Below are 13671 nucleotides of genomic sequence, written 5' to 3'. Positions count from 1 at the left end.
GGTTACTGGTTCAGGATCTCTTCGAGTTCCTTGTTGGCGTCGGCCAGCGCGGTGTCGACGTCCTTCTTGCCCTCGATGACCGAGCGGGCCGCGCTCTGCAGGACCGCCTTGGTGTCGTTCGCCTCGGCCCAGTTGGTGTCGTTCGGGAAGCCCTTGGCGACCTTGAAGGTCTCGGCGAACGGCGCCTGCACCGGGTCGGCCGCGTACTCGGTCAGAGCCTCCGGGTAGAGCGGGAGCAGACCGCCCTCCTTGGCGTAGCGGGTGCCGAACTCCTTGCCGGCGGCGAGCTTGACGTACTCGGCGGACAGCTCGACGTTCTTGGTGTCCTTCCAGATGGCGATGTCGTTGCCGCCCTGGAAGGCCGGGGCCGGGCCGCTGCCGTCCTTGGCCGGGAGCGAGAAGAAGGCCATCTTCGCGTCGTCGATCTTGCCGCCGCTCTGCTCCTTGATGGTGGTGATGTCCCAGCCGCCGGTCACGTACATGCCGACCTTGCCGTTGGCGAAGCGGGTCGCGATGTCCACCGAGTTCTGGGTCAGGGCGGACTTGCGCGAGACGCCGTGCTTGGTCACCAGGTCGGTGTAGTACTGGAAGCCCTCCTTGAAGCCGGGCTCCGTCAGCTTGCCGGTCCACTTGCCGCCCTCGAACGCGGCGAAGTCGCCGCCGGCCGACCAGACGAACGGCGACAGCGACATGTTGGCGTCGGAGCCGCCGTTGAAGGCGAAGCCGTCGACGTCCTTGCCCTTCTCGGCGACGATCTTCTTGCCCGCGGCGACGAGGTCCTCCCAGGTCTTGGGCACCTCGATCTTCAGGTCCTCGAACCAGTCCTTGCGGTAGAGGACCGCGCGGGTGCCGCCACCCCACGGGGCGGCGTAGATCTTGCCGTCCACCGTCTCGTAGCCCCACAGGTTCTGCGGGATCTGCTGGAAGTCGGGCGTGGCCTTGACGACGTCGGTGATGTCGGTCAGCGCGTCCTGCGCGACCCACGCGGCCACCTGGTCGTTGCCGAACTCGGTGACGTCGGGGCCCTCGCCGCCGGCGAGCGCGGCGGTCCACTTGGCCTGCGCGTCGGGCCAGGGCACCCACTGGAGCTTGACGTCGGCGCCGGTGGTCTCCTTGAACTTGGCGTTCAGGTCGGCCATCAGCTTGTCCTGCTTCTCGTCGGGAGCGCCGAGGCGCCAGACGGTCAGCGTCTGACCTGCGAACTTGGGACCGGACGCGGCGGGCGCCGACGCCTGGTTGTCGGCGGCCGGTGTCGGCTCGCTGCTTCCACACGCGGCGAGACCCAGGGCGAGGGCGGCGGTGGTTGCCGTCGTGGTGGCGATTCTCGCGAACTTCACTGGAGTTCTCCCTTTCAGGCTTTCGCCGGGATTTGCGCTCATCTGTTATGGCCGGGGTCCCCGCGACCCTCTGCACTCACTGGGAGCGGTCGGAACTACCGCAACCCGCGGTTCCGATCGCTTGCCTGCGGGCTGACTAGGGTTAAACTAACAAGAAACTTTCTTAAAAGAAACGATCGTTAGCGGATCGTGACGGGGAGGACGACCTTGCCCACACGCCCGGGGACCCCCCGGTTGTTGCGCCGGCTCAACGATCGCGCGGCGCTGGAACTCCTGCTGTCCAGCGGCCCTCTCACCCGGGCCGAGCTGGGAGAACACACCGGGCTGTCCAAGGTGACCGCGGGTCAGCTGCTCTCCAGGCTCCAGGAGCGCGACCTCGTCGCCGTGGTCGGCGAGCAGGCGGGCGGCCGCGGCCCCAACGCCGCCCTCTACGGGGTGGTGCCCTCCTGCGCGTACGTGGTCGGGCTCGACGTGCTGCCCGACAGGATCAGCGCCGGGGTCGCCGACATCACCGGCACCCTCGTCGCCGAGGTCTCCGCCGACCCCAGCGGGCACGAGGACCCGGTACGGCTGGTGCGGAGCGCGGTGAGCCAGGCGTGCGCGTCGGCGGGCATCGGCGTCGACCGGCTGCGCGCCTTCGTGATCGGCACCCGGGGCGTCGTCGACCCCCGCACCGGTGACGTGCGCTTCTCCTTCGACCTGCCCTCCTGGCACAACGGCGTGCTCGCCGAGCTCCGCCGCGACCTGGGGGTCCCGGTGACGATAGAGAACGACGTGAACCTGGCCGCGCTGGCCGAGCGCGCGTACGGCGCCGCGCTGGGCGTCGACGACTTCGTGCTCGTCTGGGCGGGGGTCGGGCAGGGGCTCGGCGTCATGCTGGGCGGGCGGCTGCACCGCGGCTTCACCGGCGGCGCGGGCGAGATCGGCTGGCTCCCCGTGCCCGGCGAGCCGCTCCCCACCGACGTGAGCGAGCCCCAGTCGGGCTCGTTCCAGCGCCTGGTCGGCGGCGACGCGGTCGCCGGGCTGGCCGGGGCCCACGGCATCGGCCCCGGTCCGGGCTCCGGCCCGGCCTCCGACGGGAGCCCCGATGGAAGCTCCGTGGGAGAACACGTCCGTACGGCCGTCGCGGAGGGCGCCGAGGCGTTCCTGGACGAGCTGGCCGGGCGGCTGGCCGTCGGCGTCGCCGCCGTCGCGGTGGTCCTGGACCCCGGACTCATCGTGCTCAGCGGCGACGTCGGCAGGGCCGGCGGAGACGCGCTCGCCGCCAGGGTGCAGGACGCCGTCGCCCGGGTCTGCCCGAGCCAGCCCAGGGTCGTGGTCTCGCGGGTCAAGGGCAACCCCGTGCTGCGCGGCGCCCTGGTGTCGGCGCTGCAGCAGGCCCGGGAGCAGGTGTTCTCGGACACGATCTGACGTCCCGCGCGGACGGGACCGGGCCGGGTCCCGTCGCGACGAGACCCGGGCCGGACCGGCGTATCGCATTGTCCGGGCATGGGCACGATCGCAGGCGCAGGCACGGTCCGGCACTCCCGTTCCCCGTGAGCGGGGTCTGCGCACTGTGGCGCTTGGGGAAGAATTGCCACCATGCCTGACATCGTTCTGATCTCCGATGCCCGAGTCGCCGCGATCCCCGTCGAGGAGTCAGGGGAGCGGCTGGCCGACGTCCGGGGGCGGCTGCGGACGGACGGGCGGCTCGCCGACCCCGAGGGGGCCTTCGCCCACCTCAGGCTCGGGCTGCTGACCAGGCTGGAGGAGGCACAGGCGCAGCTTCCCGGGGGATACCGGTTGCTGGTCGTGGAGGGGTACCGGCCACCGGCGACGCAGAAGAAGATCTTCGACGGATACTCGGCGGAGCTCCGGGCGCTGTATCCGGAGATGTCGCCCGCGGAGCTGCGAGCCGCGGCGAGCCGCTACGTGTCGCCCGTCGAGATCGCCCCGCACACCGCGGGCGCGGCGGTCGACCTGACCCTGTCGGCCGAGGACGGGACCGAGCTCGACATGGGCACCCGGCTCAACGCCACCCCCGAGGAGAGCGACGGTGCCTGCTACACCGACGCCCCCGGCCTGTCGCCCGAGGCCCGCCACCACCGCAAGCTCCTCGGCGTCGCCCTGGAGGGGGCCGGACTGGTCAACTACCCCACCGAGTGGTGGCACTGGTCCTACGGCGACCGCTACTGGGCCCTGACCACCGGCGCCCCCGCCGCCCTTTACGGTCCGGTCTCCATCTGACCTCGTACGGCACCGCCGGGCAGCGGTGCCATGGGATCGCGCTGACTCGAAGGCGTCGGCCGGCTTCCGGTGTCGCCCGCGGCGGGCATGTGAGAGCGAGGCTCTTCGCAAGGGGGCGCCGATCACCAGAAGCTGACGACGAGGTGCTTGGGCGGGGCCGTGATCCTGACGGGGGTTCCCCACCCTCGATAGATGATGTTCATCGTCATGGTCTCGACCTCATCGCCTGCGTACTTCGAGGTGAACCTCATGATGGCGTGGAAACGTCTCGGCAGGTCGTCCGGGCCCACCCAGAGTTTCCAGGTGATCGGCTCGTTCCACGACGCTCCCTCTTCCTCCTCGGTCCTGAAGTACATCCCGGCCTGTCTCTCGTCCAGGCCGGGAACCGTCACCGTGCCGCTGTGGAGGGTCGTCCTCACCCCCTCGAAGGTTCCGCCGTCGGAGCTGGTCGCACCGTGGGAGGCGACCAGTTTGAGGAAGCCCGGGTTGATCCCGTTGATCAGATCCTCTCCCCAAATGACCCCGGCGAAATTCCGCCCGGACTCCCATTTCCCCACTGTCGACGGTGACTTCCAGACGTACTTGCCGTCCTTGGAACGCACGTAGGCCTGTGAGTAGAAGTCCCGGCCGATGCTGATTCCCCGGGACCGGCCTGTCCCCTCTGGTTCCTGGGAGATCGTCGTGGTGTCGGCGGCGTACACGCCCGAAGCTTTGAAGCGGTACGCGCCGGACGCCTTCATATCCGAGGTGGGTGGGGGTCCACCGCGCCGCTTGACGGAGAAGCGCACGCCGCTCTTTTTCGCGAACTGCTTTTTGATCGCTTTGACGACGGAGTCGAGAGACTTCGATTCGGGAGCCGCGTGCACGGCGCCGCCGGGAATCGCGACGCTCAGTAGGCTGGCCACCACCAGGGCGACGCTCATGCGTTTCATGCGCCGATCATCACGGGTGATCATCTCGATCTCGTCACGGCAGGTCCTTGCTTGATCGGCCGGATCGGGAAGAAGCCGGTGATGGTCCATCCGACTCCATGGAGGTGCGGGACACGGAGAACCGACCTGGCCGGACCGGTCGAGTCCGGTGCGGCGGTGTGGAATCCAGGGGGCCTGCGCCGCCGTGTTCACGGACGCAGGTGAGCCAGAAGTTCGTCCCCGGCGGGGTAGGGACGCTCCTCGGGCAGGAGCCGGGCCGCGGCCTCCGGTTCGCCCTCGCGCAGGAGTGCGCGGATCTCGCGGACGAGCGGGGTGACGTCGGTGATGGCGACCGTCCACTCGTCCGCGTACCGGTGCACGGCCTCACCCGAGAGGCCGAGTTGCAGGGAGCGGTATGGCAGTGACCGCAGGTGGAGATCGCGTTCGGGATCCCACTGCACCCGGACCGGCGCGTGCTTCAGCCGGCGCTTCCAGGTGGTCCGGTCGAGGTGGAGTCCGGACTCGTAGTGCGACAGGCACGCGTGGCGCAGGGCCCATTCGAACCCCTCGCGGGTGATCTCGATGGCCAGGACGGTCTCCTGCCCCTCCTTGGTGCCCCAGCCACAGCGGTACATCATCCACAGGAACGATGGTTTGACCCACGTCATCCGGTCTCGTTTCCAGGTGGCCGGGAAGCTGCCGAGACGAGCGGCGGGCAGACCGATCTCCGGGGTGTAGGCCTGGTAGACGGTGATCGTGGACGTGCCGTGGACCGCCCGGATCCCGTGCTTCGGTTCTTCCATGGCGGACAGGATGGGCCCGGCCGCACGGGGGAGGCCACCCGTTTACGGCCATGATCGATCAGTGGCGGAGCGACGTCAGGCGGTGTGCTGGTACGTCGAGTAGGTCAGGTAGCCCGCGTCACCGCCCTGGTAGTACGTCGCCTCGTCGACGGGAGCGATCGGCAGACCGGTACGCAGCCGCTCGACCAGGTCGGGGTTGGCGAGGAACCCTCGGCCGAAGCTGATGAGGTCGGCGCCCAGCCCGAGCCAGTGGTCGGCCTCGGCCCGTCCGGTCTGCTTCGGGCCCATCGGCAGCACCGGGTTCATGATGAGAGTGCCCGGCCACGCGCGGCGCAGCCCGATCAGTACGTCCTCGTCGGCGGTGGCCTCGAGATGGACGTAGGCCAGGTCGAGGCGGGCCAGTTCGGTCAGCAGCGCGGTGTACAGCTCCGGAACGTCGGTCTCCTCCACACCCCAGAACGTCCCGCCCGGGGAGAGACGGATCCCGGTCCTGGCCCCGCCGACGGCTTCGGCGGTCGCCGACACCGCTTCGACGGCGAATCGGATCCGGTTGGCCACCGAGCCTCCGTAGCGGTCCGTGCGCAGGTTGGCGTTCGACGAGAGGAACTGCGAGATCAGGTAGCCGTTCGCGCCGTGCAACTCCACGCCGTCGAAGCCGGCCTCGACGGCGCGGCGGGCGGCCCGGCCGTACGACTCGGCGTGCTCGGGCACCTCGGCGGTGTCCAGGGCGCGCGGTGTCGGCGCGGGCCGGGGCCCGGACGGTGTGAACACGTCGCCGACGGCCGGGACCGCCGAGGGCCCGACCGGCTGCGTACCGGTGGTGGCGGGATGGGAGACCCGTCCGCCGTGCATGAGCTGGGCGAAGATCCGCCCGCCGCTGGAGTGCACGGCGGCGGTCACCGGGCGCCACGCGGAGACCTGCTCGTCGGTGTGCAGTCCCGGCGTACCCGGGTTGGACTGCCCGATCAGGCTCGGCTGCACACCCTCGGAAATGATCAGTCCGGCCGTCGCGCGCTGAGCGTAGTACGTCGCCATCGACGGTGTCGCCAGCCCGCCGGCGGCGGCCCGGATTCGCGTCATCGGGGCCATCACCATCCGGTTGGGCAGCGTCAGGTCGCCGAGCCGATAGCTGTCGAAAAGGGTCGTCACATCGTCCTCCATGGTCGTCGATCCCGGATCCCGGGTACGGTGAGTACGCTAGAAGCTCACATCAATGTCAGAGGCAAGCCTTGTGTCGCAGATCACAGTGGGAGGACGATGTGCGCATCGGCGAACTCGCGTCACGGACCGGAGCCAGTGTCCGGTCGCTGCGCTACTACGAGGAGCAGGGGCTGCTCTCCAGCACCCGCAGCGCCAGTGGACAGCGGCACTACACGGACGACGAGGTCGAGCGGGTCGCGTTCATCCAGCGCCTGTACACCGCCGGTCTGTCCAGCCGCACCATCGCCGAACTGCTCCCGTGCACCGAATCCCCCAGCACGGAGAACTCCGACGCCGCCCTGGAACGGATGGCCCAGGAGCGTGACCGGCTCTCCGCGCACATCGGCGACCTCATCCGCACCCGCGACGCGCTCGACGGGCTGATGGCCATGAACCGAGCGCATCGTGAGCAGCTGCGGGTACCGCTGGCCGGCTGACCACCGCCGACGGCCCAGCGGGCAGCCGAAGGTGTCATGGACGGCCCGAGCCCGGGTTCGTCATCGAAATCCGGCGGCCTCGTGCCGCCTGCGGCGTTCGTCCCTCATCGGAGGCGTGGGGGACAATCGGGGCCATGCGGTTCGGCGTCCTCGGTTCCCTGGAGGTGCGGTCCCCCACCGGTGAGGAGATCTCCGTGGGCGGGCCCCGGCCGCGTGCCCTGCTCGTGATGCTGCTGCTCGACGCGGGCCGGGTGGTCGGCGTGCGGCGTCTGATCGACGGCCAGTACGGTGACGATCCCCCCGCCGGTGCCGCCAACGCGGTGCAGGCCCAGGTCTCCCGGCTGCGCCGGAGCCTGCCCGCCGAGGTGATCGAGTTCCACGGGACCGGTTACCGGCTCGCGGCCGACCCCGACGACGTCGACGCCCACCGGTTCGAACGGCTGGCCCGCGAGGGGCGGCGGCTGCTGGCGGAGGGGCGCCACGCGGACGCCGCCGGTCCGCTGCGGGAGGCGCTCGCCCTGTGGCGCGGGCCCGCGCTGGCCGACCTGCCCCTCGGGCGGGCGTGGGCGGCCCGGCTGGAGGAGCTCCGGCTGACGGCGACGGAGGACCTCGCGGAGGCGGAGTCGGCCCTCCCCGAGGGCGGCTCGGTGACTTCGGCGGCTTCGGTGGCGGAGCTGCAGCGGCTGGTGGCCGCGCATCCGCTGCGGGAGCGGCTGCGGGGCCGGCTGATGCTCGCCCTGCGGGCGGCGGGGCGGCAGGCCGAGGCGCTGGCGGTGTTCGAGGAGGCCAGGCGGCTGCTCGCCGAGGAACTCGGCGCCGATCCCTCGCCCGAGCTCGCCGCGATCCATCTGGCCGTCCTGCGCGCCGAGCGGCCCGCGCCGCCACGGCGGGGACTCGCGGCCCAGCTCACCAGCTTCGTGGGACGCGAGCGGGAGCTGGAGCGGATCGCCGCGCTGCGCGACTCGCGGCTGATCACGATCACCGGGCCCGGCGGCACGGGCAAGACCCGGCTGGCGATCGAGGCGGCCGGACGCGGGCGGCGCGAGGTGTGCTTCGTCGACCTCTCCCCGCTCGGCGGCCCCGTTTCGCTCGGCGGCTCCGCTGCGTCCGGTGGTCCCGTCTCGCCCGGCGGTCCCGGCCCGTCCGGTGGCGCCTCCGTTCCGTTCGGCGAACCCGCTCCATCCGGTGGGCGCGTCCCGCCCGGTGACGGTGACCAGGTGGCGCGGGCGGTGCTGGGCGCGCTCGGGCTGCGCGAGCCCGGGTTCCACGCGCCGCGCCCGGCCGGCCTCGTGGAGCACCTGGTGGCGGCACTCGCCGAGCGCGAACTGCTGCTGGTTCTCGACAACTGCGAGCACGTGAACGCCGCCGTCGCCACGCTGGCCCGCGGGCTGCTGGAAGAGTGCCCCGGGCTGGCCGTCCTGGCCACCGGGCGCGAGCCCCTCGGCATCACCGGCGAGACGCTGGTGCCGCTGGCACCGCTGGAGACCCCGCCGCCGGACTCCTCGCCGCCCGCCGCCCTGGCATCTCCGGCCGTGAAGCTGTTCGCCGACCGGGCGGCGGCCGTACGGCCGGGATTCGAGGTGCGGCGGGCCAACGTGGAGACGGTCGTCCGGATCTGCGCGGCGCTGGACGGGCTGCCGCTGGCCATCGAGCTGGCGGCGGCGCGGCTGCGCTCCTTCACCGTCGAGGAGATCGCCACGCGCCTGGCGGAGCACGGCCGGTTCCGGCTGCTGTCGCGCGGCGACCCCACGGCGGCGGCCCGCCACCGGACCCTGCGCGCGGTGGTGGAGTGGAGCTGGGAGCTGCTCTCGCCCGCCGAGCAGGTGCTGGCCAGGCGGTTCTCCGTGTTCGCGGGAAGCGCGTCCCTGGAGGCGGCCGAGGCGGTCTGCGAGGTGGAGGACGCGGCCGGGCTGCTGGCCGACCTGGTGGACAGGTCGCTGGTCGTGGCGGACGGCGACCGCTACCGGATGCTCGACACGATCAGGCTGTTCTGCGCGGAAAGGCTGGCCGAGGCGGGCGAGGAGGACCGCCTGCGCGGCGGCCACGCCCGCCACTTCCTCGACCTGGCCCGGCGCGCCGATCCCCACCTGCGCCGGGCCGAACAGCTCCGGTGGCTGGCCAGGCTCTCCGCCGAGCACGGCAACCTGACGGCCGCGCTGCGCTGGGCCGTGCGCGAGGACACGGAGACGGGGCTGCGGCTGGTCGCCGCGCTGGCGGCGTACTGGTGGCTGGGCGGCCGGCGCGGCGACGCGGGGGAGGCGGCGGCCGAGCTGCTCGAGGCGACCGGCCGCCCCCTCCCCGGGCTGGAGGAGGAGTACGTCATGTGCGTGGCGCACGCCGTGCCGCGGGCGCTGCCCGAACACCGGGAACGGGCCGACGCGATCATGTGGTCGCGGGACCGGCCGCTGCGCCACCCCTTCGCCGCGGCCCTGTGGGGCATGTTCGCCGGGCCGCCGGAGTCGGCGCCGCCCACCGGGCCCGAGACCGACCGGCTGCTCGGTTCCGATCCGTGGAGCCTGGCCCTGGACAGGCTGAGCCGCGCCCTGCTGAAGGTGCTCGGCGGCGATCCGGCCGGGGGCGAGCGGGAGCTGGAGGAGGTGCTGGCTCGCTTCAGGTCCCTGGGGGAGCGCTGGGGGACGGCTCAGGGGCTCGACTGGCTGGCCCTGGTCGCGGGCTGGCGCGGGGAGTGGGCGCGCGCCCGCGGCCTGTGGCGGGAGGCGCTGGAGCTGCTGGAGGAGCTCGGTGCCCTTGAGGAGACCGCGGACGTGCTGGGGCGCCGGGCCGAGGCGCTGGCGCGCGAGGGCGACCTCGTCGCCGCCGCCGCCGACCACCGGCGCGCCGGGAAACTCGCCAGGAAGGCGGGGTCGCCGGGCGTGCCCGCCGTGACCCACCTGGGGCTGGGGGAGATCGCGCGGTTCGAAGGCGATCTCGCCGAGGCCCGCCGCCGGATCGACCTGGCGCTTCGGGGTGCGGAGACCGGGGCCTTCGGCGCGGAGGCGGCGCGGGCGCGGGCGCTCACCGCGCTGGGACGGCTGGCCGAGGCCGAGGGGGATCTCGCCGGGGCCCTGCTCCACCATCGCCGGGCGCAGGCCCGCGCGCGCAGGTCGCCGCTGGCGGCGGACCTCGCCGACGCCGTCGAGGGCCGGGCGGGAGCCGCCCTGCTCGAAGGGACGGGAACGCGGGTGCGCGGAGGAGGGGAGGCACGCGCCCGCGAGGGAGCGGGGACACGGGCGGCGCTGCTGCTCGGCATGGCGGTGGCACTGCGCGGGACGGCCGTGGCCGGTGACCGCGACGTCGCCCGGGTCGCCGCGGGCGCCCGCGACCTCGCCGGCGCGGAGGCGTTCGCGTCGGCGTACGCCCGCGGGGCCGCGATGCGCCGCGACGAGGTGCTCACGGCGCTCGACGCGCTCGACGTGGCCGACGCGCTCGACGTGGCCGACGTGGCCGACGCGGACGACGTGGACAGCGCGGGCGACGCGGGCGAGGCCTGACGGCGCTTGACGCGGGCGACGGCCGACGGCGCCCGGCGCCGGGTAGGGCCCGGCTGTCAGCCGATGGTCGGCGGGCTGTCAGCGCCCCCCGCGACGCTCGTGAGCATGAAGAACACCACCGTCCTCATCTCCGGTGCGAGCATCGCGGGACCCGCGCTCGCGTACTGGCTGAGCCGTTCCGGCCACGCCGTCACCGTCGTCGAGAGGGCGCCCGCGCTCCGTCCCGGCGGTCAGGCCGTCGACTTCAAGGGCGAGACCCACCGTGTCGTGCTGGAGCGGATGGGAATCCTCGACGAGGTGCGGCGGCGCCAGACCGGCGGTACCGACCAGACCATCGTCGACGCGGACGGCAGGCGGCTGGCGGTCATGCCCGGCGAGTTCACCGGCGGCGACATCGAGATCCTCCGCGGCGACCTCTCCGCCCTGCTGTACGAGAGGACGAAGGGGGAATGCGAGTACGTCTTCGGCGACTCCCTCACCTCGCTGACCGACACGGCGGGCGGCGTGCACGTCACCTTCGAGCGCGGCGCGCCGCGTACCTTCGACCTCGTGGTGGGCGCCGACGGCATCCACTCCAACGTGCGGCGGCTGGCCTTCGGTCCCGAGTCCGGTTACGTGCGCTTCCTCGGGTACTACTACGCGCTGGCCGATCTCGGCGCGGATTCCGGCGACATGATGTACAACGAACCCGGCCGGATGGTGGCGATCGGCGGCCCCAAGTCTCCCGCGTTCTTCGTCTTCGCCTCCGAGCGGCTCGACTACGACCGCTACGACGTGGAGCGGCACAAGAGCATCCTGGCCGACGCCTACCGGGGCATGGGCTGGCGGGTTCCCGAGCTCGTCGCCAGGCTGCCCGAGGCGCGCGACCTCTATCTCGACTCGATCAGCCGGGTCGAGGTCGACCACTACGCCAGGGGCCGGGTGGTGCTGCTCGGCGACGCCGCCTACGGCAACACCCTGGGCGGCTTCGGCACCGGCCTGGCGATCGTGGGCGCGTACGTGCTGGCCGGGGAGCTGGCGGCGGCCGGTGGCGACCACCGGACGGCGTTCCGCGCGTACGAGGAGGCATTCCGCGGCTACGCCAGGGTGGCCGGGCAGGGCGGCGCCGGCCCCTTTCTCGCCCCGGCGACGTGGCGAGGGATCAGGATGCGGAACTGGATCTTCAAGCGCCGGTTCCTGCTGTGGACGATGCTCAGGATGACGGACAGGTTCGCCACGGACATCAAGCTCAAGGACTATCCGGCGCTCACCGGAACCTCCACCGCGACCTGAGGGGCGGCGGCTTCGAACCGCCGCGAGGAGACCCCCGGACGGAGCGGGTCACGGCGTGGGCGTCGCCTCCTCCGGGAAGGCCGCCTCCGGCAGGAAGCTCGCGCGCCGGAGCAGGGGCCGGTCGCGGGCGGTGCCGATCAGGGTGCCCGCGTGCCCGGTCAGCACGGTGCAGCCGCCCGCGTCGCACAGGTCGGTCCATCCGGCCGGGGTCGCCACCGGCAGCCGCGTGCGGATCCGGCCGTCCGCGTCCGCCAGGTACAGCCGGCCGTTCATCGCGGCCAGCGCCACGGCCTCGGCACCGGCACCGGCCTCGACCAGGCTCCAGGCGGAGGTCTCCGGGTCGAACAGCCACAGGCCCTCCGCGGCGGCGGCGAACAGCTCGCCGTTCACCATGCCCAGGCCGACCCCGCCGCGGGGCCCGTCGGCGAGGGTGATCCAGCCGTGCTCGGGGTCGCGGTAGACGAGCCGGTCGTCGACGGTGAGACCGTACAGGCCGATCGGGTGGACGGCGGTGGCCTCCCTGGGGGTGGCCAGGGCGACCAGCGCGGGGGCGGTCCCCTCGGGGCGCCAGCGCAGGTTCTGGTCCGAGACCTCGCGGGTGAGCAGCGAGCCGCCGGAGGTGGCGCCGTACAGCAGGGAGTCGAACACGGTCAGCGCACTGATCTCGTCCGCGCCGCCGATGGTCTCCCACCCGCCCGCACGCACCGACAGCCGGTCCAGCACGTTGCGGGTGATCCGGTCCACCGCCGGGTCGTGCAGGGTGTTGCCCCAGTTCACGGTGGAGGCGGTGAACACCGTCCCGGCGCCGAGGCCGAAGACGCCCATGGTGGCCATGCCGCCCTGGCCGTACCGGTGCCAGTGCCGCAGGTCGGCGGTGGCCAGGATGACGAAGGACGGCGGGGTGCCGTCGCGCCCGGTGGCCACCGGCACGCCGTCCTCCTCGACGAAGTCGCAGGCGTCCGTCTCGTAGCCGATGGCGCCCTTGCCGAACGTGTCGCCCTCGCCCAGCTTGGTGCCCTCGAACACCCAGTGCTCGGGGAACCGGACGGTGTAGGACTCCTCGTGCATGAGCTGCATGTACGGCCCCCAGGTCCCGGCGCCGCGCCGGAAGCTGACCCCGGTCAGGCCGTTCTCCGGGCGGTTCACCGGCGCGCTGGACCACTCGACCGTGGTGAGGGCCGGGTCCACGGCGGCCATCGGGTCGGCGATCGCGTCGCGGTAGCAGACCATGGTGCGCCCGTCGTCCTCCAGCCGGAACTGCCACCAGCAGGTGTTGCCGGAGAAGACGGCCAGGTTGCCGCCCCGGCGCACGAACTCCTCGACGCTGTCGCGCATCCCCGCAGACCAGTACTCGTCGTGCCCGCTGACCATCAGCAGCCGGTAGCCGGAGAGCAGCTCGCGCCCGGAGTGCAGGTCCAGGGCCGAGCAGTGGTCGACGTCGTACCCGGCGGGACCCAGCCAGCGGATCATGCCCTCCTCCCAGCGCTCGGGCGGCGGGCCGCCGCCCGGCCGGTCGAAGGACACCCGCGAGGCGCGGGTCGGCTGCTCGCTCCAGTAGATGGACTCGCCGGGGATGCCCGCCCGGTTGTAGGCCTGCCAGGTCGGGAACGGGATCGACAGCAGGATCGGCGAGCGGGGAAGGGCGGCCCGTACGACGAAGTAGACCTCGCTGCTCTCCTCGTCGGCGGTGAAGACCGCGCGGTAGAGCGAGCTGGGCCAGCCGGCGGAGACGTCGAGCGTCCACACCGGGCCGGTGAACTGCCCGTCGAGCACGGCCAGGTCGGTGGCCACGTCCTCGACCAGCACCGAGCCGCGCAGCGGGGCGCGGGAGGCGCGGGCGAGGTGGAAGCGGAGCGCGCCGCCCTGGACGCAGGACGTCGACTCCGCGTAGGCGTGGACCGTCATCGGACACCTCCGGCGTGCGGCCCTCGGGATCCGGCCGCGGGAAGGGCGTTGGGCCGGCGGGCTCCGGTCCTGGGGAGAGCGCTCGACCG

10 protein-coding genes are annotated in these 13671 nt (G+C 72.7%); 5 read left to right on the top strand and 5 right to left on the bottom strand.

What is annotated here, in order from left to right:
• Positions 1-2 precede the first annotated feature (2 nt).
• Positions 3-1337: a sugar ABC transporter substrate-binding protein gene (locus tag ACTOQ1_RS23630; RefSeq protein WP_440070186.1), complete on the bottom strand. Its 1335-nt coding sequence runs from the start codon at positions 1335-1337 to the stop codon at positions 3-5.
• Between the two features lie 207 nt (positions 1338-1544).
• Here ACTOQ1_RS23630 and ACTOQ1_RS23625 point away from each other — a divergent pair, with 207 nt between their 5' ends.
• Positions 1545-2747 (top strand): ROK family protein, encoded by a 1203-nt coding sequence (locus ACTOQ1_RS23625; RefSeq protein ID WP_440070185.1) that lies wholly within the window; start codon positions 1545-1547, stop codon positions 2745-2747.
• A 171-nt stretch (positions 2748-2918) separates the two neighbouring features.
• Positions 2919-3563: a M15 family metallopeptidase gene (locus tag ACTOQ1_RS23620; protein WP_440070184.1), complete on the top strand. Its 645-nt coding sequence runs from the start codon at positions 2919-2921 to the stop codon at positions 3561-3563.
• Positions 3564-3685: 122 nt separating this feature from the next.
• Here ACTOQ1_RS23620 and ACTOQ1_RS23615 read toward each other — a convergent pair whose 3' ends face one another.
• The 3 genes from ACTOQ1_RS23615 to ACTOQ1_RS23605 all read right to left on the bottom strand — a co-directional run bounded on the left by ACTOQ1_RS23615 (position 3686) and on the right by ACTOQ1_RS23605 (position 6426).
• Positions 3686-4495 (bottom strand): hypothetical protein, encoded by an 810-nt coding sequence (locus ACTOQ1_RS23615; RefSeq protein WP_440070183.1) that lies wholly within the window; start codon positions 4493-4495, stop codon positions 3686-3688.
• A gap of 188 nt (positions 4496-4683) precedes the next feature.
• Positions 4684-5277 (bottom strand): DUF4291 domain-containing protein, encoded by a 594-nt coding sequence (locus ACTOQ1_RS23610; RefSeq protein WP_440070182.1) that lies wholly within the window; start codon positions 5275-5277, stop codon positions 4684-4686.
• Between the two features lie 75 nt (positions 5278-5352).
• On the bottom strand, positions 5353-6426 hold the full coding sequence (locus ACTOQ1_RS23605; protein ID WP_440070181.1) for an alkene reductase: 1074 nt from the start codon (positions 6424-6426) through the stop codon (positions 5353-5355).
• Between the two features lie 110 nt (positions 6427-6536).
• Between ACTOQ1_RS23605 and ACTOQ1_RS23600 the strand changes: the two genes are divergently transcribed.
• The 3 genes from ACTOQ1_RS23600 to ACTOQ1_RS23590 all read left to right on the top strand — a co-directional run bounded on the left by ACTOQ1_RS23600 (position 6537) and on the right by ACTOQ1_RS23590 (position 11677).
• Positions 6537-6914, top strand: coding sequence for a MerR family transcriptional regulator (locus ACTOQ1_RS23600; protein WP_440070180.1), 378 nt, complete (start codon positions 6537-6539; stop codon positions 6912-6914).
• Between the two features lie 134 nt (positions 6915-7048).
• Entirely contained in the window at positions 7049-10405 is a 3357-nt protein-coding gene (locus ACTOQ1_RS23595) for a BTAD domain-containing putative transcriptional regulator (RefSeq protein WP_440070179.1), read from the top strand.
• Positions 10406-10510: 105 nt separating this feature from the next.
• The gene (locus ACTOQ1_RS23590; RefSeq protein ID WP_440070178.1) at positions 10511-11677 is read left to right on the top strand and encodes an FAD-dependent monooxygenase; all 1167 of its coding nucleotides are present in this window, start codon (positions 10511-10513) and stop codon (positions 11675-11677) included.
• Between the two features lie 48 nt (positions 11678-11725).
• Here the strand turns inward: ACTOQ1_RS23590 and ACTOQ1_RS23585 are convergent, their stop codons facing one another.
• Positions 11726-13582, bottom strand: a complete 1857-nt coding sequence (locus tag ACTOQ1_RS23585) for a N,N-dimethylformamidase beta subunit family domain-containing protein (protein WP_440070177.1) — start codon at positions 13580-13582, stop codon at positions 11726-11728.
• Positions 13583-13671 lie beyond the last annotated feature (89 nt).

Origin of the sequence: Streptosporangium sp. OZ121, assembly GCF_051918885.1 — a bacterium.
GTDB lineage: Bacteria > Actinomycetota > Actinomycetes > Streptosporangiales > Streptosporangiaceae > Streptosporangium.
Note: the sequence above shows the minus strand (reverse complement) of the source record. Positions and strands in the feature narration are given on the sequence as shown.

Excerpts from the sequence above, each read along its gene's own strand:
- ACTOQ1_RS23620 (WP_440070184.1), top strand. The coding sequence starts at position 2,919 with ATGCCTGACATCGTTCTGATCTCCGATGCCCGAGTCGCCGCGATCCCC.
- ACTOQ1_RS23615 (WP_440070183.1), bottom strand. The coding sequence starts at position 4,495 with ATGAAACGCATGAGCGTCGCCCTGGTGGTGGCCAGCCTACTGAGCGTC.
- ACTOQ1_RS23610 (WP_440070182.1), bottom strand. The coding sequence starts at position 5,277 with ATGGAAGAACCGAAGCACGGGATCCGGGCGGTCCACGGCACGTCCACG.
- ACTOQ1_RS23595 (WP_440070179.1), top strand. The coding sequence starts at position 7,049 with ATGCGGTTCGGCGTCCTCGGTTCCCTGGAGGTGCGGTCCCCCACCGGT.
- ACTOQ1_RS23590 (WP_440070178.1), top strand. The coding sequence starts at position 10,511 with ATGAAGAACACCACCGTCCTCATCTCCGGTGCGAGCATCGCGGGACCC.
- ACTOQ1_RS23585 (WP_440070177.1), bottom strand. The coding sequence starts at position 13,582 with ATGACGGTCCACGCCTACGCGGAGTCGACGTCCTGCGTCCAGGGCGGC.